The organism is Corallococcus terminator, assembly GCF_003611635.1.
GTDB lineage: Bacteria > Myxococcota > Myxococcia > Myxococcales > Myxococcaceae > Corallococcus > Corallococcus terminator.
On record NZ_RAVZ01000061.1, the window covers coordinates 14,798 to 35,796 of the forward strand.

Genomic DNA, 20,999 nt, shown 5'->3' on the forward strand with positions numbered 1-20,999 from the left:
GTTCGGCCCCATGATGCCCGGGCAGCAGCGAGTCCCTGACGAACAAGGACTGGCGACCTTGTCGGACAGGGCCGGGCCTCCCTGCAGGGTGCAAAAGGGACGGCATCCCGGGGCGGACGAGGAGCCAGCGTAGACGCAGACGCCACCAGGGCAACTCGACCCTTGAGGCGCGCCCACGGTACATTCGTAGATGGCATCCTCTCGTGTGGTGAGTGAGGGCGACTCCTCCTCGGGCATCGAAGTGCCACCACATCCACCCAGCAACCCCAATGCGCTACACAGTACGCCGATGAGCATCACCACTCGCATACGCTCTCCCAGGCAAGCCTTCGCAATCGAAGGGCATCCAGCCTAAACCAGAAGTCGTGATTTCCGTCCATCGGGTCTGCCGTTGATGTTGAGAGCGGTCGTGTAGCAAGGCAACAGCCTCTTCGACGTTGGAGTTCTCTCCCGGCCTCCAAAGGCGCCAGAGGATCGGGGGCGAGAGCAGCTCCTCCACTTTCACGGAAGGGCGCGTGCGAACGGCGCAGTCAGGTCTGTCGTTGCGGCGCATCTGCCCCCGCTCGCCGTTGTCGGCGCCTGAGCCCGCCCCCCAGAAGCAACGCGATGAGCGCACCCGACAAAGGTCCGCCCGCCGCCTGACATCCGCCATCCGCCCCTGACGGGTCCCGCGGATCATCGATGGGCTTCTGGGGCTGTCCGGCATCCGCGGAGCCTGCGTCCTGCGTGCCCGCGTCACCCGTCCCAGCATCCACGGTGCCGGCATCTTCCGTCCCCGCGTCCATGCCTGCATCCGGCGGCGGAGGTAGCACCGGGGCACAGCCCGCGTCCTGGCCGGTGGCCGCGATGCACAGTTGGCCATAGCGCCCCAGGCCCTGTGGCCTGCTGTCCACGACAGCGACCACGACCCGCGTCGCATCCTCCGCGGCCACCTGGGCACGCAGGGGCTCCGGCCCGCCCACCTGGACGACGCGCAGCACGGCGTCATCAGTGACGGCCGCCACGAGCAGATACAGCGCGGCGAGGTCCGTGCCCGGCTCGGGCTCGAACGTGGCCGAGACGAAGGACGTGCCCCCCGCGACCTCGAAGATGCGCGAGGAGGCGCCACCCACCCGCATGGAGGAAAGCAACGTGGGAAGCGCCGAAGCGGTCGTCACCAGCGGCGCATAGCCCTCTGCTCGCGCGTAGCCGTAGCCGGGCGTCGCGCGCGAACCGGTGCCCAGGTTCCACGCGGTGAACTGCGTGAAGGCCGCATCGAAGGACGACGCGAAGTCGCGGCGCAGGCAGGTGTCCAGCAGCAGCGGCCAGCGAACGGTCGGCTGCCGCACGGACTCCTCCAGCAACGCGACCAGGAGCGCATCCCCAAAGCGCTCGTTCGCGAACTGGAAGAAGAGCCCCGCGCCGTAGCTGAAGCCCACGGCGGGACCGCTTGGATCCGTCAGCAGGCTGCGGTCCGGGAGCTCCAGGTAGTAGTGGCTGAAGCCCTCCAGGTCATCGAGCGCGGGCTCGAAGCGTTCGGTGGCCCAGACGGCGGTGCCCTCGGACGCGATGCCTCCCAGGTCGGGTCGGTACGCGGCCTGGACCGCGTGGAAGAACTCGTGGCTCGCCAGGATCTCCACGGCCTCCTGGTCGGACGGGTAGCCGTAGCCCGTGAAGTCGTTCTCCTGGAGCATGTAGCCGGTGCAGCGCGTGGTGCCGTCCAGGCAGGTCTCCATCCGGAAGGCACCATCGGCGCGCAGGGCGAAGTCCACCAGGTACACGTCGAAGCGGCCGTCGCCGCCGTTGTCTCCCGGCGTGGTCGCGTCGTCGGGCGGCAGGCGGAAACCCAGCCCTGCGTAGAACGTCGCCACGCGCTCATAGGTGCGCCCGACGAGCTCCACGAAGTCGGGCACGCCATTGCCATCCCCATCCGCCAGCGGCACCGCATTCGGTCCCTGGCGGGTGAAGTGGACGCGGAAGCGATTGCCCTCGGAGACGGCGGACTCCACCGTCTCCGTCGGCTCGAAGCGTGGCGCGGGCGCGGTGGCCGAGGTGGGCCGCCCGGAATCGGCGATCCCCCACGGCACGGGCGCCACCGCCTCCTCGTGGAGGAGGCGGTGCGGAGTCCCCGCGCCGGTCAGCAGCAGGAGCAGTGCGGAAACTCCGGGGGCCATCACGGCAGGTACGCCCACTTGATGCGGTACTGGCCCGAGCCCGTCACCGCCGGCAGCGTGCCGGAGGTGTTGCACTGCGCCTGCGCGGCGGGCTCGTAGTACGACGCCACCTGCAACTTCACGTGACGGCCATCCGCCAACTGCAACAGGAAGACCTTGTCGGTCATCACGAGGCAGTTGTTGTATCTCCAGAACGTGGCCAATGCCGTGCCCGGGGAGTTGATGCCCGAGCCGTCCAGGATGAGCTCGCAGGTGTTGGGGGTGAAGTACGCCTCCGCGAGGAAGGTCGCGGTCGGCTCCACGGAGGTGACTGCGTCGAACGTGGTGCCCTCGGCCGTCTGGGCGACCGTCACGCAGGACGGCCCGGACACGCCGCTGTTCACGCGGATGACGCTGCGGCGCACCGCGATGTCCCACGCCGTCGACGCGAGCGCGGACTGATCATCGATCTCCACCTTCACCAGCCCCGTCGGCGTGAAGCGCGCATAGGTGTACGACTGCGTCGCTGACAAGCCACCGGCCCGCCCATCCAAGTACGTGAAGAACTGCCCCTGCGTGGTGCCCTCCTCCAGGATGGAGCCCGTCGCGATGTTCGTGCGCAGGGACAGCTCGTCGATGCTCTGGTCCCTGCACGTCACCGGGCCACCGCACAACTGCGTGCCGCCGTCCGTCTCCGTGCCCGCGTCCGTCGTCGTCCCGGCATCCGTCTCCGTGCCCGCGTCCGTCGTCGTCCCAGCGTCCGTCGTCGTCCCAGCGTCCGTCCCGGTGCCCGCGTCCGTCGTCGTCCCGGCGTCCGTCCCGGTGCCCGCGTCCGTCGTCGTCCCGGCGTCCGTCCCGGTGCCCGCGTCCTCCTCGGGCACGGGGGTCAGGTTGCGCAGCTCGCACGTGTTGTCGGCGGTGCAGACGTACGCCTGGCCCTCGGGGGGCGCTCCCTTGTCACGGCAGTCGAACGCGTCGACACACTCGTCGCCGCCGCATCCCCCCACCGCCAGCGTCAGCGCGAGGACCGCGAGGGCCCCCATGCCGTACCGACCTGCACCGCGCTTCAGGACCACGCCTCCAGGAAAGCCCATCGTCGTCACCTTTCGATGCGGAACTCCGCAGTCTTCGAAGGTGCCGATCCATATCGATAACGATTCTCATTTTCAATATCGAAGACGCACTTTCATGCGGAAGTGTCCTCGGGCTTCGGCGCATTGACGGTGGACAGGCGGGGCGCGCTGCCCGGGCCCAGGAGGCCCTGCATGGCGTCGAAGAGGTTGAGGTTGGAGCCGGTGGGCAGGAAGACGACCTTCTCAAGCCCTCCGACGACGGCGGCCTGGGCCTGCGCCGCGACGACCCGGACGAAGTTCTCCCCGCCGCCCAGTGCCTCCACGCGCTGGCGGAACTGCGAGGCCTCCACCTCCGCGAGTCGGGACTGGCGCTCCACCTCCAGGTCGTTGAGGCGCTGCTGGCGCTCCAGGGCCATCTGGATGGTGAGGCGTTCGCGCTCCAGCTCCGCCTCGGAGCGGATGCGGGAGGCGCGGGCGTCGGACTCGGCGCGGGCCAGGGCCTCCTCGCTCTCCACGCGTGCCTTCTCCAACTGTGCCTCCGCCTCCACCTTGGCGCGGCTGAGCGTTTCGAGCTGGTGGTTGCGGTTCTGCAATTCGATGAGGGATTGGCGCTCCGCCTCTGACTTGCGGTGGCTGGAGATGTCCGCCAACTGCTTCTCCTCCTCGCTGCGGATGCGCTTCAGCTCCGCGGCGGCCTGCGCCTCCTGCCGGGAGGCATCCAGTTGGATCTGGATGTTGGTGTCGATGGCCTCACGCAGCTTCAGGGCCGTCTTCTCATCGACGGGGGCGATGTCCTTGATGTCGATGTCGATGATGCGCAACTGGTTCTCGGAGAAGAGCCGGTCCTTGCGCGCGCGGCCCGCGTCGTCCATGCCGAAGATGGCGCGGCGGATGAGCACGCTGGCGTTCTTGTGGAACGTTTCGAACTCGTTCTCCGCGGCCACCTGGCGGATGCGCGACGCGAGGTTCTCACACACGTAGCCGATGAAGTCGTTCACCCGGAAGATGGCCTTGTCCTTCTCCGGGTCGTCCTGCACGTCGAACTGCCACTTGTAGGAGAGCTTGATGCGCAGCCGGGCGTGGTCGCGCGTGGCCACCTCGAACAGGTCCGTGGCGAAGTCCGGCCCCAGCCGCAGCATCAGCACCTTGAGCTGCCGCGGGCGCTTGGGCGTGCTGCCGGACAAATCCAGCACGGTGACGTCCTCGTACGGGCGCAGCATCACCTTCGCCGGGCCGAACTCCACCCGCGCGTGGTTGCTCTCGAAGTCGTTGATGAGCACCGCCGTGTTGTCCTCGATGCGCAACACGATGGCGCGCGTGCGGTCGCCCTTCTCCGGCGCCGACGTGGGGCGCGGCGCGCGGACATCCTTCGCCTCCGTGGGCGCCGGCGGCGGGGACAGGCCCAGCAGGGCTTCCGCCTCCGGAGACAGTCGCTTCTCGTGCAGCTCCTGGTGCGCCTCCGGCATGAACTGGCAGGGGCCCTGCACGAGCGTCACCTTGCCGGAGCGCAGGTCCCTCACGTAGAGGCCCTCGCCCTGCCCCAGCGACAGCGCGGAAATCTCCTTGTGGATGAGCACCTTCTCGCTGGGCACGTAGGTGCGCGGGCCGCGGACGATCCACGTGTCACCGGCCTTGCGCAGGCGGGGCTCTCCGCCCTCCTCTTCCGTGAGGTCATCCAGCGCCTGGAGCTTCAGGCCCTGGAGCTCCGACAGGACGTGCTTGCGGCGCACGTCGCCCTCCAGGGCTTCGCCGGGCTCCAGGAAGAAGACATCCGGACCGGAGACGACCTTGCGGCGGCCCTCCTGGATGCGGCCGGTGGCGCGGTCCACCGGATTCAAGATGACGCAGTACTCGGTCTCCTTGAGGACGCGGGCCTTCTCCAGCGATTCGACGGAGACGGCCTCGCCGGGCACGTAGCGTCCGGGGCCGCGCATCAGCCATTCGTCACCGGCCTCGCGGTGGCGGGGGCCGTCCTTGGCGCGATCATCCGTGAAGGCGGTGAGCGCGCGCAGGCGCAGCGCTTCCGACACGCCCAGCACGTATTCGGGGATGATCTCCCCTTCCAGCTCCTCGCCCGGATACAGCGGGAACACCTTGGGGCCCACGCGGACCTCGCGGTCGCCCACCGCCACCCGGGCCTGACCGAAGTCGTCCAGCGCCACCTGGCCGCTCTCGCGCACCACGGGGTTGCGCACGACGCACCAGTGGCCAGCGCCCACTTCGACCATCCGCTCCTTGGCGACGAGCGTCAGGTGCGCCTCCAAGGTGAGGACCCGGGGCCCCACCTCCATCAGCACCACGCCCCGGTTCGCGTCCTCGATGTAGGCGTACTCGCGATTCTTCAGGGAGATGCGCTGGATGGCTTCGGTGCTGGGAAGGGGCGAAGGCACGGGACACCTGCTCACACGGTGGAGGGTTCATCCGTGTGTCATTGCCAGCCGCGTGCCGCCCCTGCCCGCCCCGGAACGGCCCCTGCGTGCACCGGACTGGAACAGCCGCCCGCTCCATCGCGGCGCGGGCGGCGGTCCAGACTGGTGCGGTGCTGCCTACCGCGCCTGCGCGCCCCACGCCTCCACGGTCCACTCGTCGGCCGTGAAGCCCGGGCTGAAGCCGAAGGCGTCGGAGACGAGATCGTACGCGTAGTCCGCGAAGATACCGTGGCTGTAGCTGGTGGGGTGGATCTCATCCCAGAACAGGTACTTGTCCGGGTTGACGTTCTTGTTCTTGCTCGTGCCGGTGACGTTCGTCAGCCCGTACGCGGACGGCGCCGCGATGATAGCGTTGAACTTCGTGTAGGCATTCATCCCGATGAATTTGACGGTCGGGAACTCGCTTCGCAGCCGCGTCAGGGACTGGGACCAGAGCGTGTTGAAGTGGCTGCTGGGAGGCGACAGCACGCTGCTGCCCAGGCCGAACGGGATGGACAGCGCCGCGGGCGTCTTGTGCAGCGGCGGCATGTTCACCCAGAGGACGCGCTTCGCGCCCGCCGCGACCAGCTTGCGGATCTGCCCTTCGATGTTGGAGACGGCCTTCGTCGCCGACGCCTTGATGCCCGCCGTGTCGAACGGGTTGTCCATCGCCTTGTGCTGGATGTCATTGCCGCCGCCCCAGAGGACGTACAGCACGGTGGGGGACGCCGTGGGGCTGGCCTTGAGGTAGGCGTTCACCTGGCCCGTCATGTCGGCGGTGACCGAACCGCCCTGCGCGTAGTTCGTGCCGCCTTCGTCGGAGGCCACGAGCGGCAGGTCCAACTGGTTCGCGAGCTGCTTCACCCAGGGGCCGGAGATCTGGCTGGACGGCGTCGTCGTGGGGCCGCTGGTGGCGGTGCTGTACTTGCCGTTGTCACTCAGGCTGTCGCCGAACGCGACGATGCCACTCTGCGCATCCGCCTGGAGCGGGGCCAGGGCCACGAACGCGGCCGACAGCATCAGGAAGGAGGTCTTCACTGGGCGGCGCTCCAGTCCTGCACCGTCCACTCGTCCGCGGAGAGGCCGGCGCTGAAGCCGAAGGCGTCCGACACCAGGTCGTAGCCGTAGTCCGCGAAGATGCGGTGGGCGTAGCTCGTCGGGTGGATCTCATCCCAGAACAGGTACTTGTCCGGGTTGACCGCCTTGCCCTTCGCGGTGCCGGTGACGTTCGTCAGGCCATACGAGGAAGGCGCCGCGATGATGGCGTTGAACTGGTTGAAGGAGCTCATCCCGATGAAGGTGACGGACGGGAAGTCCTTGCGAAGCTGCGTCAGGTGCGAGGTCCACAGCGTGTTGAACTGGGTGACGGGGGGCGCGAGCACCGTGTTGCCAAGACCGCCCGGCACGGACAGCGCCGCCGGCGTCTTGTTCAGGGGCGGCATGTTGACCCACAGGATGCGCTTCGCGCCGGCGGCGACGAGCTTGCGGATCTGCGCGTTGATGTTGTTGGCGGCCGTCGTGGCGGCGGCCTTGATGCCCGCCGAGTCGAACGGGTTCGCCTGGGCCTTGTAGTTGATGTCGTTGCCGCCGCCCCAGAGGACGTACAGCGCGGTGGAGGATGCCGTCGGGTGGGCCGCCAGATAGGTGTTCACCTGGCCGGACATGCCGCTGGTGACGGCGCCGCCCCGGGCATAGTTCGTGCCGCCGTTGTCGGAGGCCGTCAGGGGCAGGCCCAGTTGCGTCGCGAGCTGCTTCACCCAGGTGCCAGAAATCTGGCTGGACGGGTTCGTCGTGGGGCTGCTGGTGGCGGTGCCGTTGTTGCCGTTGTCACTCAGGCTGTCGCCAAACGCGACGATGCTGCTCTGGGCGCCCGCGTGCAGCGGCAGAAGGAAGGCGGCCAGGGCGGCCACCAATGACAGGAAGGGATGCTTCATCGAAAAAACTCCAGGAGGGGGACAAACCGCTTTTCGCAGTGTGTCATCACTCCCGGATTTTTCAAAGACTTCGGCTCTTCCTTGTTTTAATCCAGATATTTCAGCCGGTTCAGCCGCGAGCGGCCCGGGCGTCGCGGCCCTTGGCGCGGGCGGCCTTGGAGAGCAGGTCGGAGCCCTTCTCCTCGCCCTTCATCCACGCCTTCATCGCGGGGACCACCGTCTTGCTCCAGGCCTTGCCGCCGCGCACGGTGAGGAAGTCGTTCACCAGGGCGTCCACCAGGGTGGAGAGCTGCTCGGTCAGCTCCAGGCGTTCGGAGAGCTGATCATCCTCCTCCTCGGTCATCAGGGCGGGCAGCTTGGCGGCGCGGATGTCCAGGAACTCCGCATCCAGGGTGAGCTCGAACTCGCGCTCGCCGTGGGAGATGCGCAGCCGGGCCTGGGACACGAGCAGGCCCCGATCCAACGAGTGCCGCACGTTCTCCGAATACGGCGCCAGCGTGCCGCGCGCGCTCAACTCCGTGACGTCGCCCGCCACGCCGCGCAGCACCACCTTGCCCAGGTAGAGCGCGGTGATGCCCGAACCGTCGTGGTCCACCAGCGCGTCGCCGGACTCCGAACGCCACAGGAGCCACGTGAGGAATTCGCGGCCCAGGTAGGCCCGGCCGCGCAGGAGCTGTTCGCGCGCCTTGCCCTGTTCGACCTCCGCCTCGTCCTTCACCTCTTCGGTGGAGGCCCCGTCAATGCCCACGTCGCCCCGGGCGAACGCCGCCTCGATCCGCGCCTGCTCACCCTTCGCCATGGCTGTCCTCCAGAGAAGCCGTCGCCGGCAGGTCCATTCCGATGAGCTCCGCCGTGGGGCCCAGGGCCTTGTCGTCGATGCCCGCGCGCTGCGCCATGGACGCGGGCGTGATGCCAATCACCTTCACCGCCAGGGCACCCTCCAGCGCGACGGAGATCTCATCCACCGTCTTGCGGGACGCGGCCCAGATCTGCACCTGTTGCGTCTTCAGGTTCCACGTCACGTCCAGCACGCTGGTGCGCGGGACGGCCCGCTGACGCAGCAGTTGCTTCAGCTCCAGCTTCTGCTTGTTCTTCTCCGCGCGCGCGGGCGGGCGGCTGTTCTCCTTGGTGAAGGCGGACGTCCACTTGTCCAGCTCCGCCTTCATCATCGACGCGGGCACCTTCAGCGTGTCGATGCGGAAGGAGAACAGGGCGTACTCGCCATAGAAGAGGTTGCTGGTGGAGAAGTCGGACGCTTCGGCGTTCTCCAGCTCCACGAAACCGGCCGCGCGCTCATCTTCGGAGCGACGGTCGATGGGTTCGAACGCATGGGACTTGAGTCCCTTCGTCAACCAGCGCTTCACGTCGGACGGAGCTTCCTTGGAAGGCTCGGTCCGGAAGCGCGAAAAGGTCACGGCACCACGTAGGACAGGCATGGGGCGCGGCAGGATGGGCGTCCAGTGCCGTGGCGTCAAGGCACTCGGCGTGGCTGGACGGCACGGGCTGGGAATAGCCGGCCGCCCTGGCCGTTGCGCTCCTCCAGGTCCCCTGCCGGACGTCCACCCGTGCACGCCTCCGCCCTTCCCCGCTGGCCGGAAACGATGACACTCCCAGGAGCGCGACATACGGTGGCCGCAGCCATGCGCCGCGCACTCTGCGTCTCCACCGTCTCCCTCCTCCTGTCCGCCTGCGCCCACGCGCCGTCCACGCCCCAGGCGCCCCCGGGCAACACCCTGAGCGGGGTGACGAAGGCCCTGCTGGAGACCCTGGAGGCGGACGGGGCGCTCGCGGGCGCGTATGTGGTGGACGCGCGCACCGGCGAGCCGCTCTTCACGCACCGGGAGAACGTGCGCCTGCTGCCCGCGTCCGTGATGAAGGTGGTGTCCACGTCCGCGGCGCTGTCCGCGCTGGGGGCGGACTTCCGCTTCGTGACGCCGGTGGCCCTGGAGGGCTCGCAGGTGGGGGGCCTGTTCCTGGGCGACGTGGTGGCGCAGGCCTCCGGAGACCCGTCCCTGGGCTCCTGGCGCTTCCCGGAGACGGCGCTCGCGTGCGACCGCATCGCGGAGGCCTTCCAGGCGCGCGGCATCCACCAGTGGCGCGGCAGCGTGCGCATCGCCGGCACCGACGGGGTGGACGGCCTGATGGGGCCCGGCTGGGCCTGGGACGACGCCGCGTATGCCTACAGCGCGGCGCCCACGCCCTTCGTCTTCCGCGAGAACGTGGTGGACCTGGCCCTCACCCGCGCGCCCGGCTCCACCTGCGCGGACGCGCCCTCCGTGCAGCTCACCCCCACCTTCGCCACGCTGAGCGCGGTGGTGCGCGTGGACGTCAACGCGGAGCGCACGAACCTCTCCTGCATGCGCGGAGGCCAGGGCGTGCGCTGCACGTGGCGCTCGCCCCAGGGAGGCCCCTGCCCCCAGTCCGCGGGCGTGAAGCTGGCCGTGGACGCGCCGCAGGAGCTCTTCGCCGCGTGCGTGGACGACGCGCTGGCGCGCAAGGGCGTGACGCGGCTGCCCCTCACGCTGGAGGCCCCCACCTCCCCCATGCCCCCGGTGCCGGTGCCGCTGGTGGAGCTGACGAGCCCGCCCCTGTCGGAGCTGGTGCGCGTGACGAACAAGGAGAGCCTCAACCTGTACGCGGAGCGGCTGGGCATGCGCTTCGCGCGCGAGCGCACCGGGCAGGAGGGCTACACCGTGCTGCGGACGGCGCTGGCCGCGGAGCTGCTGCGCCGGGGGGTGCCGCCCAAGGATTTGCGCCCGGTGGATGGCAGCGGCCTGTCCCGCTACAACCTGGCCACGCCCCGGGGCATGGCGCGCGTCATCTTCACCAGCCTCCAGGAGCCGTATGGCCCGGCGCTGGTGGACAGCCTGCCGGTGCTGGGCGTGGACGGGACGCTGGCGGGACGGCCCACGACGCCGGCCACCGCGGGCCGCGTCCGCGCGAAGACGGGCACGCTGACGGGCCAGAAATGCTTCGTGGGCGTGGCCGAGCGCCCCAATGACCTGGAGCACCCGCGCGTCGTCTTCGCGCTGATGCTCGGCAACATGGACGAGGGCACGAAGCCCAACGCCAACGAGACCTTCGACGTCTTCTCCACCGCCCTGGTGGAGCTGCCCCTGCATTGAAGCGGCAGGGCGCACTCTTCCCAGGGCACAGCACCCATGCGAGGTGAACCGTGAAACTGAAGACCGCAGTGACCACCGCCGCGCTGCTCCTGCCGCTCGTGTCCGCGGCGGCGGGCAAGGCGCCCGCGAAGCCCGCCGCCACGGAGAAGCAGCCCGTGGAGAGCACGTACCACGGCACCACCGTGGCGGATCCGTACCAGTGGATGGAGTCCGCCACCGACCCCAAGGTGCAGCAGTGGACGGACACCCAGAACGCGTACACCCGCGCGACGCTGGACAAGCTGCCGGGGCGCGAGGGCCTGCGCCAGCGCATCACCGAGCTGCTGTCGTGGAAGTCCCCCGCGTACGGGGGCCTGGAGGAAAAGGGCGGCGTCATCGTGGCGATGAAGTTCCAGCCTCCCAAGCAGCAGCCGACGCTCGTCGTCCTGGGCTCGCTGGACGACACGTCGAAGGAGCGCGTGCTGTTGGATCCCACGCAGGTGGACCCGTCCGGCAAGACGACCATCGACTGGTTCCAGCTCACGCACGACGGCAAGAAGGCGGCGGTGTCGCTGTCGAAGAGCGGCACGGAGAGCGGTGACGTGTCGGTGTACGACGTGGCCACGGCGAAGGCGCTGCCCAACGAGGTCGTCCCGCGCGTCAACGGCGGCACGGCGGGCGGCAGCCTCGCGTGGAACGCGCAGGGCACGGGCTTCTTCTACACGCGCTATCCGCGCGGCGAGGAGCGTCCCGCCATCGACCGCGAGGTGTACCAGCAGGTGTACTTCCACGCGCTGGGCACGCCCACGGAGAAGGACACGTACGCTCTGGGCAAGGACTTCCCGCGCATCGCGATGACGGACCTGGAGGCCAGCGACGACGGCCAGTACACGTTCGCGCGCGTGGCCAACGGGGACGGCGGCGAGTTCGAGCTGTACCTGCACGGCCCCAAGGGCACGTGGACGCAGGTGGCGAAGTTCACGGACAAGGTGGTGTCGGCGCGCTTCGGCAGCGACGGCGCGGCGTACCTGCTCAGCCGCAAGGACGCCTCGCGCGGCAAGGTGCTGCGCCTGCCGCTGGCCACGCCGAGCCTGGACAAGGCGACGGTGCTCGTCCCGGAGAGCGAGGCCACGGTGCAGTCCATCCTGCCCACGAAGAGCCGCCTGTACCTGATGGAGCAGTTGGGCGGGCCGTCGCAGATGCGCATCGTGGACCTGACGGGCAAGGCGCTGGGGCTGGTGCCCACGCTGCCGGTGTCGTCGGTGGGCGGCGCGGTGCGGCAGGGCGCGGACGACGTGCTGTTCGCCAACTCCAGCTTCACGACGCCGGCCGCGTGGTTCCGGTATTCGGCGGCGGACGGCAAGGTGACGAAGACGGCGCTGGCGCGCACGGCGGCCATCGACATGAGCGACGTGGAGGTGGTGCGCACGGAGGCCACGTCGAAGGACGGCACCAAGGTGCCGCTGACCATCCTGAAGAAGAAGGGCACGAAGCTGAACGGGAAGAACCCGACGTGGCTCACGGGCTACGGCGGCTTCAACATCTCCATCACGCCCGGCTACAGCCCGACGGCGGGGCTGTGGCTGGAGCAGGGCGGCGTGTACGCGGTGGCGAACCTGCGCGGTGGTTCGGAGTTCGGTGAGGCCTGGCACCAGGCGGGTTCGCTGACGAAGAAGCAGAACGTGTTCGACGACTTCTACGCGTGCGCGAAGCTGCTGGTGGACCAGAAGTACACGCAGCCGAAGAAGCTGGCCATCCAGGGCGGCAGCAACGGCGGTCTGCTGATGGGCGCGGCGGTGACGCAGCACCCGGAGCAGTACGGCGCGGTGGTGGCTCGCGTGGGCATCTACGACATGCTGCGCACGGAGCTGACGCCCAACGGCCAGTTCAACGTGACGGAGTACGGCACGGTGAAGGACCCGGAGCAGTTCAAGGCGCTGTATGCCTATTCGCCGGTGCACCAGGTGAAGGACGGGACGAAGTACCCGTCGGTGCTCTTCACCTCCGGGGCGAACGACCCGCGCGTGGATCCGTTCCACTCGCGCAAGATGGTGGCCCGGATGCAGGCGGCCACCAGCGCCCCGAAGCCCATCCTGCTGCGCGCCAACGCGGAGACGGGCCACGGCGCCGGCACGCCCCTGAATGCGCGCATCGAGGAGGAGGTGGACGTCTACTCCTTCGTCTTCAACGAGCTGGGCATGACGTACAAGCCCAACGCGACGAAGAAGCCCACCGCGCCCGCGCCGCAGTAGTCGGTTTCATCCGCCCGTCCTTCCTTGAGTGGAGGGACGGGCGTTTCCTTTCCCGTGTTTCGTGGCACCCTGGCGCCCATGAGCCCGCTCATCCCCTTCTTCATCCTCTCGCCCATCCTCGCGGGCGGCCTCGCCTGGTTCACGCTCACCCGCATCGGAAAGCGGCGGAATGAACGCGCGAAGGGGTCGCTGGACGCGGTGGTGGCGAAGCTGCGCGGGCAGAAGGTACTGGGCGCGGTGGACCTGTTCGTCCAGGACGTGTCGTGGTCCGGGGAGACGGAGCTGTCGCCGCAGAACTGTCAGGTCCGCGTGGTGATGGGCGGACAGGACGCCAGCAGCATTCCGGCCCGCTTCGAGGTGGAGAGCGCGCCGGGTGCGCCCCGTCCTCCGGCGGCGGTGCTGGCGGCGCTGCGGGAGTTGGATGCGCAGGCGATGGCGGCGCTGAAGGCGGGCGGCTGGGCGTGGCAGCGCCCGCGCATCGGCTTCGAGCCGGCGGCGTAGCCGCGACGGGGCATGGATCAACCCATCGCGGCCGCGCTCACGCCTGGACGTGCGCGAGGATCGCCGCCGTGAGGACATCGAACCAGGCGGGGTTCAGGGCATGACCCATTCCGTCGATGAGCAATGCCGTCCCTCCGGAAACGTCGGCCGCCGCGGCAGCATGTCCTGGCGGGAAGATGGGGTCCTCGGAGCCGCCAATGAACAGGGCGGGCACCGCGAGGCGACGCAAGGCTTGAAGCTGATCCTTCTGGGAGCTGCGCAGGCAGGCCTGCCGGTGGAAATCCCCTGCCGAGGTGTCATCCCCACGCGCGGCGGCAGTCGCCACCAGGTCCCGCCAATAGGCCGCATCGAAGGGTGCGCGTGAACCGTTGGCGAGCCGCCAGCTCTCGCTGAGCAGCTCTGACGGGGACAGGTCCGGCGGCAGGCGTCCGAGTTCCGCGAGCCATTCAGCCGACGGGGGTGGCAGTCCCGACGTGGGGGCCTCGCTTCCACAGAAGGTGTGGAGCATCACCCCGTAGTCTGGCGTGGACAGCATGCTCGTCAGCGAGGCCACGCGTCGCGGCGTGCGGAGGGCCAGCCGCTGGGCCAGGAAGCCTCCCATCGACAGCCCCACAAGATGCGCCCGCTCCACCTCCAGCGCGTCGAGGATCGCGAGGACGTCGCCGGACAGGTCATCGAGGTTGTAGGGATGTGCCTCGAATGCGCGGTGCGTGGAGGCCCCCGTATCGCGGTAGTCAAAGCGGATGACGCCCAGACCGGCTTGGAGCAGCGGTGCGCAGAACGCATCAGGCCAATAGCTGGCACCACACCCGTTGCCGGCGAGCAGCAGCACGGGCGGTGCCTGACGGGCTCCGAGAACCTGATAAGCGATGCGGACGTCACCCCGGTCGATGTGCTGTTCGTGCATGGGAGCCTCAGACATTCATTGAAGCTGAGCGCTCAGTGCGCGAGCGTCGCGAGGAACTCACGGATGGCGCGGCCGTGCTCCGCAGGCTCCTCGATATGCCCCGTGTGACCGCTGTGCGCGAGCACGACGAGCTTCGAGCCCTGGATTCCCGCATGGGCCATGCGCGCCATCTTCTCAGAGCAGATGACATCCTTGGCGCCCACGAGGATGAGCGTGGGCGTCACGATCTCATGCAGCCGGGGGCGCACATCGAAGCTCGTCTCCGCGGTACTGAACGCGCCACCCTCAGGAGGCACGGTCTGCCGTGGACCGATCCACATGCGGGCCTGCGCCCGGTAGGCCTCGAACTCGTGGCCGCGGTGGGTCCAGTCGGCGAAGGTGAAAGGCATCACCCGCTTCAAGCCGGTGGTCGCGTCGGCGTCGGTCTTCTCCTCGCTGAAGGCCGCGAATCCGGCCTGGGCCTCGGCGAACCACGGCTCATGCTCGAACCACTGGAGGTTCGACATGATGTCCCTGCCCAGCTCTCCGCCCGTCACCGGCGACGTGTCGTAGAGGACGAGCCCGCGCAGGTGCTTGGGGTGCGTGAGCGCGTAGCCCTGAGCGACGAAGCCTCCGTGCGAATGGCCCAGGAGCACCACCTGGTCCACGCCGAGGGCCGCGCGCACGCCCTCCACCGCCTTGACGTAGGCCTCAATCGTGTAGCCGTTCGGATCGGCGAGCCTGCCAGAGACACCCGTGCCGAACGGCTCGATGTAGACGACGGTGGCGACCTGCTCCACCTCCGGCATGCGCAGGGAGCCCCAGTCTCCACCCGGCCCGCCGGGGTGCGCGATGACGACCGGTCCGCTGCCGAACACGTGGTAGGCGACCGGTACGCCATCGACAATGGCCTGCCCCGCACGCGTCTCGGCACCGGATGATGTCTTCGTGGGCCGCGGGCCGGTGGAGCAGGCCATGGACGCCAGGGAGAGTACGAGGACACCTGCGATCCGGTGGAGGGACGTAATCGTCATTGTGGAGTGTCCATAGCAGACCCACTGCACACCAATCCACCTGCCCTGGCCCATGAGGGCCGCCGCTGTGCCTGCTCAAGATCCGGGCGCTGCATCTTGCGTGCGTCAAGGCTGCGTCAGAACACGCGTCGTCATGACGGTGTCCCATCATGGGATTGGAACCCGGGAAGCGTCAGGGCCAGGGTCCGCGAGTGACAAGTCATTCCGAGCGCCACGCCAGCGGGAATGCCAGACCGGCGTCTGGCTGCCATCCGCCAACAGTCACAAGACGGCGGAGCTGCCCACCGCGATGCAGGTCCAAGCCCAGACACTGGCTTCATTCGTGGACGCCCTGCGCGGCGCGGGCTTCCCTCCCGAGGTCTTGAGCGGCGCCTCCACGCCCACCCTCTGGCAATCCCACGCAGTGCATGGCCTCACGGAGATCCGTCCAGGCCTCAACGCACTGAACGACCGCAACAGCACCCGACGAAAGTCCGGACTGGACGGGAGTCGAGGGGCTGGCGCGCGGATCAGACCCACCGCGCCACTTCGCGTTGGATAGGATGCGCCCATGCTCCTTTCCAAGAACGACTTCCTTCCGCGCGCGGAGGCCACGCTCGCCCGGCTGGACGGTGCCCTCAAGGATGCGCTCTCCCATCAGGGCGCACCCCTGGTCACCTCCCTGGGGAGGGCGTTCCCCAAGGACGCGCCCCTTGAGCCCGCCGGACTCGCGAAGGCGCTGTGTCCCGGGCCTGTCTCGCATGTCGGCCTGGCGGCCGTGGTGATGCGCGAGTTCCTCGAACCCGTGGACGCCGTGCTGGACGCGTCGCTGTCCAAATCCACGGTCGTGACGGGGAACGCGAAGGCTCCCGGTTCGCTGCTCGTCACCTGTCCCCTCCTCGTGCTGGGCGACCTGGAGGTCGATGGATTCCTGGACGACTGCGGACCGGATTCGACCATCGTGGTCCTGGGCCGGTGTGTGGCGAAGGGACTGCGAACGTCGGGGAACTTCCTGGTCCTGGGCGACCTTGTGGTCCGGGACGTCATCCAGGGCGTCTACAACGATGAGAGTCTCATCGTGGCGGGCAACCTGACGACGCGCTTCCTGGATGAGAATGATCACGAAGTCGCGTGCTACGGAGAACTCCACGCGGAGCATCGCTTCGAGAACGGGCGCTCCGACGAAGAGGCGGCGTTACAGGCCTCCGCCTTCCTGGTGCCCGGGCTCTGGAACATCGATTCCGGTGAAATCGACCACGACGAACTCTTCGCACGCATCCGGCGGAACGAGCCGGTCTTCACCGAAACGAAGAAGCACCCTTGAAGTAAATGGCCTCGGGTGACGTTGCCTGCCGCATGTCGGTTCGAGCACCCACGACGGGAGTACTGGAGGACATCCGCGCCCGGTGCCAGCATGGGCCGCATGCCCTCCTTCGACTCGCTCGACACCCCCGCCGCCATCGTCGACCTGGACCGCGTCGAGCGGAACCTCCAGCGCGTCGCAGCCTATGCGCGCGAGCACGACCTGCGCTGGCGACCCCACACCAAGACACACAAGACGGCGGAGTTGGGCGCGCTCCAGGTGGCCGCGGGCGCATCAGGCGTCACGGTGGCCACGGTCCTGGAGGCCGAGGTCATGGCCTCCGTGTCCGACGACGTGCTGCTCGCGTACCCGCCCGTGGGGGCCCGCCGGCTCGCGCGGCTGATGGCCCTTCCCCCACACGTGCGCATCTCCGTGGCGCTTGATTCCGTGGAGGTATTGAACGGGTTGGCGCTCGCGGCCCGGGACGCGGGACGCACCGTGGGCGTGCTGGTGGAACTGGACCTGGGCATGCGCCGGGTCGGGCTGCGCACGCCGGACGAAGCCGTGGCCCTGGCCCGCGCGGCGGCCTCCACGCCGGGCGTGTCCTTTCGCGGGGTGACGTTCTACGCGGGCCACCTCCGGATGCCCCAGGCGGAACTGCCCGCCGCGATGCAGGCCCAATCCCAGACACTGGCGTCGTTCGTGGACGCCCTGCGTGGCGCGGGCCTCCCTCCCGAGGTCGTGAGCGGCGGCTCCACCCCCACCCTCTGGCAATCCCACGCAGTGCACGGCCTCACGGAGATCCGCCCGGGCCTCAACGCGCTGAACGACCGCAACAGCACTGTCATCGGCGCCAACGACTGGACGGAGTGCGCCTATTCGGTCCTTGCCACCGTGGTGAGCACCGCCGTGTCCGGGCAGGTGGTCATCGACGCGGGGGCCAAGGCGCTCGCGAAGGAAGAGGGCCTCGCGCCCGGGTACGGCGTCCTGCTGGACCGGCCGGAGGTCGTGGTGAAGAACCTGTCGGAAGAACACGGCCTGCTGGATGTGTCGGCCACAACGTGGCGACCCCGCATCGGGGACCGCGTGCGCGTGGTGCCGAACCATGTCTGTGTTTCCGTCCCCATGCACTCGCGGCTGCACGTCGTCCGAGGCGATACAAGCGTGGCGACCTGGGACGTCGCGGCGCGCGGCTGGTAGGCCTCCCGGCCCTCAGGCAGGAGACCTACCGCCGTTGAACCCACGGGGCCGGCTACATGCTGAGTTGCGGGTCCCTCGCCGCTCCCCAGTCCTTCACGCCCACCTGCCCCATCGAGGCGGCGACGTCCTCTCCGGGCTTGGGCTTCGTCTTACGGACGGCCTCGAGGTCCTCGAAGTTGAACTTCGGGTAGATGAGCCCCGCGAACACGTAGTCCGTCACGTTGATGTCCAGGCCGCCCAGGATGGGTTGCCCATCCCGGGTGATGGAGCTGGGCAGTTGGTAGCACATGATGGACGTCTGATCCGCCGGGGTGGCGAAGATGGACTGATCATCCAGCGGGGTGAGCACCTGCTGATCGACCGTCTCCTTGTCCCAGCCCTGCGTCGCGAGGAAGTACGCGTAGGCCTTGTCGGGGTCGATTCGCGCCACCAGTTCGCGCCGCATGTGTTCGTGCGGGAAGCCGAGCGTGTGCCCTGCCTCATGCCGGACGACGCGGCTGTATTCGGAATCCGGGGTGCTCATCGTGAACCCCTCGAGGTTCATCGTCGGCTCGTCGGTCGGGATGAGCTTCACGTCCGTCCCGAGGTACGACCAGTAGCCCCCCGGCCCCCGGGAGATCCGGATATCACCGGTCCCATTCGTTTCGATGAAGGAGACACCGCCGCTCGTCGCCCAGGCATTCAGGTGGCTGACGATGCGAGCGCGGAGGTCGGCCGGTGCGGACTCCATGAAGCTGACGGTCAGCTCGCGGGTGGCCGGCCCCCAGTACTTCGACGTCAGGAGCGCGATCCGCAACGGATCCAGCGGGAGGTCCGCGCCCACGGCGGCCATGGGCCCTGCCTGCGGAGCATTGACCGGGTTGATCTTCCTGGCGACCTCCGCCGCCTTCACCAGCAGGCGGCTGGGGAGGACCTTCAGCGAGCAGCCGCCCCGGCTCGCGGGGGTGACCACCACGCGACCATGGCCATTGCCATGCTCACGCTCCGATGGCTTGTATTCCTGTGTCGCCTTCCGAGCCAGCTCGGCAATCTTTAGCAAGGCGTCACGGTACCGCTCTGTTTCACTCATGGCTCCACCTCCACTTATCCCTGAGGGAAAACTGGAGACGGCGCGTGCGCCAACAAGGCCACGAGTTGGTTTCAGGCCTTCCGTGCGCCGAAGCGTTTCAGCCGACGGCCGTCAGAGGAGCCGCTGCAGTTCCTGGGTGAGCACCTCTTCCAGGTGCCGGATGCTGCGATAGACGAGGCAGCGATAGCTGGACACGTCGAATCTCAGCTCCCGCACGTCCCGCACCAGCAGCAGCGTGGGCTTGCCCCGCCCCCAGGCGTACCCCACTTCCAGATACACATTGGGGTTGGCCAGCGACAGGTCCGCGATGACGACCTTCGCGGTGTCGATGCGGTCCCGGATGCGCTGGATGATGGGGCCGTCGAAGGTGGCCTGATCCACGCGTTCGCAGAGCAGCCCGGCGGACTTCACCGGCCCCAGGATGCCGTAGTGGTAGGTGTCCTCCAGCTCCGGCGCGAACGGCATCGCCACGAAGGCATGGGGCTTCTCATTCGAGTTCGCGCCCGCGCTGGCCATGGGCGCCGCCGCGACGAAGCGTGACGTGCGCCGGACGCGAAAGCCCATGCCGCCGGGCAGGGGCTCTACCCCCGCAGTGGCGCCCAGGCCTGTCGCCAGGGCCTTGCGCATCCGCTCCACGCGCTTGGGATTGATTTCCACCACCGTGACGCGCTCCAGGTCGCGCGGCCCCACGCCCCGCTGGAAGGCCTCCACGAAGCCGCCCACCAGGGCCAGCACCGCTTCGTCCTCGTCGAGCCCATAGTTGGGCCCGTGCACCGTGCACGCGAGGTGGCGGAGCGTCGGACGCGGCTCCAGGAGTTGAAGCGCGCGGACGGAGAACTGGCGGATCTCGTGGTAGCCGAACTGACGCAGGCGCACCGTGCCCAGGAAGAGCACCCAGGGCGAACCCAGGCCGCCCCGGGTCTCGATGAGGCGGTGGTCCCCGGGAAGCACCGTGAGGGTGTCCGTGGCGATGCCCACCCCTTCCAGCCGCCGGGCCACCGCGCCGTCCGCCCCGTGGAAGCCCTGCGCATACTTCAGCAGGACGGCGTCCGCGGCCGTCTCTCCCACGTCCCCCAGGTCCACGACGACGTCGAGTGTGTCTCCCATGGGCACGGAACTGTAGTCAGTCGTGCCGTCAGGCTCCAGCCACCGGCAGGAAGCGGTCGAACCAGCCCAGGGCCTCATCCCAGACACGCCCCCAGCCTGCTTCGGTGAAGAGGTGTCCTTCGCCGTCGTGTTCAACGGAGCGAAGCCGCTCGGGGGCGCTCGCGTAGCGCGGCGCGAGCGCATGGTGGAAGGCCCGCGCGTCCGACGCCGGCACCAGGGTGTCCGCTGCGGCCGTCTGCAAGAGCAGCGGCGTCGGGAAGTATCGCTCCAGCCGGGCGTGAGGCCGTGGCGGCGGAGCAACCACGCTCACGGCCGCGTCGAGCACCGCACCGGCTTCGATGGCGCCAAAGAGGATGGCGCCCCCCAGGGAGATGCCACAGGCACCCACCGCGCCCGGCCGCGACCAACCCAATTCGGCGAGGACCCCGAGCACCGTGGGAAGCTCCAAGGCGGCATGCGCGACGAGCTCCGCGAAGCTGTCCGCCGCGCGGTCGGGAGCGAAGCGGTGTTCGAAGTCCGGGTGGCGCCGCTCGCCATGCCCCACCGCGTCAAGGATCACCGCGACGTACCCATGCCGGGCCAGCAGCCGCGCCTCGGGGCGCTGGACCTCCTTCGACGCCCCCAGCCCGTGCAGGAGCACCACCGTGCCCCGGAGGCCCGGCGCAGGAGCCGGTCCCCCGCCGACAATCAGGGCCGGTGCGTCCGCGAGCATCACCCGTTGCTCTGACGACATGATCACCTCCCGACTCTCCCATCAATGCCTTGCACGCGCCAACGCGTTGTATGGCAGACTGGACAACCGCAAGGCTTTGCACGTGGAAGCCTGGCTGCCTGGCAGGCTTTTCAACCACCCTCTCGAAGGGTGTGAACCATTTCACTGCCCCTGTCGGACCCAGTCGCTAGCGTCCCGGCACCATGTCCCTGTTCGCGCGCCTCCAGGCCCTGCTGTCCGCCCACCCCGCCGCCCCGGAAGCACCCGCCGGGCAGGCGCCCGCGACCGCTGCTTCACCTTCCGCC

Annotated in this window: 17 protein-coding genes; 5 read left to right on the plus strand and 12 right to left on the minus strand. The window is 68.9% G+C overall.

Going from position 1 to position 20,999, the window contains the following annotated elements; translation table 11 throughout:
- Positions 1-530: 530 nt before the first annotated feature.
- The 7 genes from D7V88_RS11660 to rdgC all read right to left on the minus strand — a co-directional run bounded on the left by D7V88_RS11660 (position 531) and on the right by rdgC (position 8,983).
- The gene (locus tag D7V88_RS11660; RefSeq protein ID WP_120540704.1) at positions 531-2,153 is read right to left on the minus strand and encodes an MXAN_6640 family putative metalloprotease; all 1,623 of its coding nucleotides are present in this window, start codon (positions 2,151-2,153) and stop codon (positions 531-533) included.
- Positions 2,153-3,226: an HmuY family protein gene (locus D7V88_RS11665; RefSeq protein WP_147448694.1), complete on the minus strand. Its 1,074-nt coding sequence runs from the start codon at positions 3,224-3,226 to the stop codon at positions 2,153-2,155. The genes D7V88_RS11660 and D7V88_RS11665 overlap by 1 nt, the downstream gene beginning before the upstream one ends.
- A gap of 92 nt (positions 3,227-3,318) precedes the next feature.
- The gene (locus D7V88_RS11670) at positions 3,319-5,595 is read right to left on the minus strand and encodes a hypothetical protein (RefSeq protein ID WP_120540706.1); all 2,277 of its coding nucleotides are present in this window, start codon (positions 5,593-5,595) and stop codon (positions 3,319-3,321) included.
- Between the two features lie 156 nt (positions 5,596-5,751).
- A complete protein-coding gene (locus D7V88_RS11675; protein WP_120540707.1) occupies positions 5,752-6,651 on the minus strand; it encodes an SGNH/GDSL hydrolase family protein in 900 nt (299 codons plus the stop codon).
- Positions 6,648-7,547 (minus strand): SGNH/GDSL hydrolase family protein, encoded by a 900-nt coding sequence (locus tag D7V88_RS11680; protein ID WP_120540708.1) that lies wholly within the window; start codon positions 7,545-7,547, stop codon positions 6,648-6,650. The genes D7V88_RS11675 and D7V88_RS11680 overlap by 4 nt, the downstream gene beginning before the upstream one ends.
- A gap of 109 nt (positions 7,548-7,656) precedes the next feature.
- The gene (locus tag D7V88_RS11685) at positions 7,657-8,346 is read right to left on the minus strand and encodes a hypothetical protein (protein WP_120540709.1); all 690 of its coding nucleotides are present in this window, start codon (positions 8,344-8,346) and stop codon (positions 7,657-7,659) included.
- Complete coding sequence (rdgC, locus tag D7V88_RS11690) at positions 8,333-8,983, minus strand: recombination-associated protein RdgC (protein ID WP_120540710.1); 651 nt, start codon at positions 8,981-8,983, stop codon at positions 8,333-8,335. The genes D7V88_RS11685 and rdgC overlap by 14 nt, the downstream gene beginning before the upstream one ends.
- 204 nt (positions 8,984-9,187) lie before the next feature.
- On the opposite strand from rdgC, the gene dacB reads away from it, so the two are divergent.
- The 3 genes from dacB to D7V88_RS11705 all read left to right on the plus strand — a co-directional run bounded on the left by dacB (position 9,188) and on the right by D7V88_RS11705 (position 13,404).
- Entirely contained in the window at positions 9,188-10,672 is a 1,485-nt protein-coding gene (dacB, locus tag D7V88_RS11695) for a D-alanyl-D-alanine carboxypeptidase/D-alanyl-D-alanine endopeptidase (RefSeq protein WP_167509840.1), read from the plus strand.
- A 50-nt stretch (positions 10,673-10,722) separates the two neighbouring features.
- Entirely contained in the window at positions 10,723-12,903 is a 2,181-nt protein-coding gene (locus D7V88_RS11700) for a prolyl oligopeptidase family serine peptidase (protein WP_120540712.1), read from the plus strand.
- A gap of 78 nt (positions 12,904-12,981) precedes the next feature.
- The gene (locus D7V88_RS11705) at positions 12,982-13,404 is read left to right on the plus strand and encodes a hypothetical protein (RefSeq protein WP_147448695.1); all 423 of its coding nucleotides are present in this window, start codon (positions 12,982-12,984) and stop codon (positions 13,402-13,404) included.
- A gap of 37 nt (positions 13,405-13,441) precedes the next feature.
- Here the strand turns inward: D7V88_RS11705 and D7V88_RS11710 are convergent, their stop codons facing one another.
- Both D7V88_RS11710 and D7V88_RS11715 read right to left on the minus strand, forming a co-directional pair.
- Positions 13,442-14,311: an alpha/beta fold hydrolase gene (locus D7V88_RS11710; RefSeq protein ID WP_120540714.1), complete on the minus strand. Its 870-nt coding sequence runs from the start codon at positions 14,309-14,311 to the stop codon at positions 13,442-13,444.
- 32 nt (positions 14,312-14,343) lie between these two features.
- A complete protein-coding gene (locus D7V88_RS11715) occupies positions 14,344-15,324 on the minus strand; it encodes an alpha/beta fold hydrolase (RefSeq protein WP_158625065.1) in 981 nt (326 codons plus the stop codon).
- A 550-nt stretch (positions 15,325-15,874) separates the two neighbouring features.
- On the opposite strand from D7V88_RS11715, the gene D7V88_RS11725 reads away from it, so the two are divergent.
- Both D7V88_RS11725 and D7V88_RS11730 read left to right on the plus strand, forming a co-directional pair.
- A complete protein-coding gene (locus D7V88_RS11725; protein WP_120540716.1) occupies positions 15,875-16,627 on the plus strand; it encodes a hypothetical protein in 753 nt (250 codons plus the stop codon).
- Positions 16,628-16,726: 99 nt separating this feature from the next.
- Entirely contained in the window at positions 16,727-17,806 is a 1,080-nt protein-coding gene (locus D7V88_RS11730) for an alanine racemase (RefSeq protein ID WP_120540721.1), read from the plus strand.
- Between the two features lie 52 nt (positions 17,807-17,858).
- Here D7V88_RS11730 and D7V88_RS11735 read toward each other — a convergent pair whose 3' ends face one another.
- The 3 genes from D7V88_RS11735 to D7V88_RS11745 all read right to left on the minus strand — a co-directional run bounded on the left by D7V88_RS11735 (position 17,859) and on the right by D7V88_RS11745 (position 20,715).
- Positions 17,859-18,875, minus strand: a complete 1,017-nt coding sequence (locus D7V88_RS11735) for a M12 family metallopeptidase (protein WP_147448696.1) — start codon at positions 18,873-18,875, stop codon at positions 17,859-17,861.
- Between the two features lie 111 nt (positions 18,876-18,986).
- Positions 18,987-19,982 carry a TIR domain-containing protein gene (locus D7V88_RS11740; RefSeq protein WP_120540718.1) on the minus strand — a complete coding sequence of 332 codons (996 nt, stop codon included), beginning with the start codon at positions 19,980-19,982 and terminating at the stop codon, positions 18,987-18,989.
- A gap of 28 nt (positions 19,983-20,010) precedes the next feature.
- Positions 20,011-20,715 carry an alpha/beta hydrolase family protein gene (locus D7V88_RS11745; protein ID WP_120540719.1) on the minus strand — a complete coding sequence of 235 codons (705 nt, stop codon included), beginning with the start codon at positions 20,713-20,715 and terminating at the stop codon, positions 20,011-20,013.
- Positions 20,716-20,999: the final 284 nt, after the last annotated feature.

Bases quoted from the DNA above. Each gene is read 5' to 3' on its own strand.
- D7V88_RS11715 (WP_158625065.1), bottom strand. From the start codon at position 15,324: ATGACGATTACGTCCCTCCACCGGATCGCAGGTGTCCTCGTACTCTCC.
- D7V88_RS11730 (WP_120540721.1), top strand. From the start codon at position 16,727: ATGCCCTCCTTCGACTCGCTCGACACCCCCGCCGCCATCGTCGACCTG.
- D7V88_RS11740 (WP_120540718.1), bottom strand. From the start codon at position 19,982: ATGGGAGACACACTCGACGTCGTCGTGGACCTGGGGGACGTGGGAGAG.
- D7V88_RS11685 (WP_120540709.1), bottom strand. From the start codon at position 8,346: ATGGCGAAGGGTGAGCAGGCGCGGATCGAGGCGGCGTTCGCCCGGGGC.
- D7V88_RS11725 (WP_120540716.1), top strand. From the start codon at position 15,875: ATGCTCCTTTCCAAGAACGACTTCCTTCCGCGCGCGGAGGCCACGCTC.
- D7V88_RS11665 (WP_147448694.1), bottom strand. From the start codon at position 3,226: ATGGGCTTTCCTGGAGGCGTGGTCCTGAAGCGCGGTGCAGGTCGGTAC.
- D7V88_RS11735 (WP_147448696.1), bottom strand. From the start codon at position 18,875: ATGAGTGAAACAGAGCGGTACCGTGACGCCTTGCTAAAGATTGCCGAG.
- rdgC (WP_120540710.1), bottom strand. From the start codon at position 8,983: ATGCCTGTCCTACGTGGTGCCGTGACCTTTTCGCGCTTCCGGACCGAG.
- D7V88_RS11660 (WP_120540704.1), bottom strand. From the start codon at position 2,153: ATGGCCCCCGGAGTTTCCGCACTGCTCCTGCTGCTGACCGGCGCGGGG.
- D7V88_RS11705 (WP_147448695.1), top strand. From the start codon at position 12,982: ATGAGCCCGCTCATCCCCTTCTTCATCCTCTCGCCCATCCTCGCGGGC.
- D7V88_RS11710 (WP_120540714.1), bottom strand. From the start codon at position 14,311: ATGCACGAACAGCACATCGACCGGGGTGACGTCCGCATCGCTTATCAG.
- D7V88_RS11680 (WP_120540708.1), bottom strand. From the start codon at position 7,547: ATGAAGCATCCCTTCCTGTCATTGGTGGCCGCCCTGGCCGCCTTCCTT.
- dacB (WP_167509840.1), top strand. From the start codon at position 9,188: ATGCGCCGCGCACTCTGCGTCTCCACCGTCTCCCTCCTCCTGTCCGCC.
- D7V88_RS11745 (WP_120540719.1), bottom strand. From the start codon at position 20,715: ATGTCGTCAGAGCAACGGGTGATGCTCGCGGACGCACCGGCCCTGATT.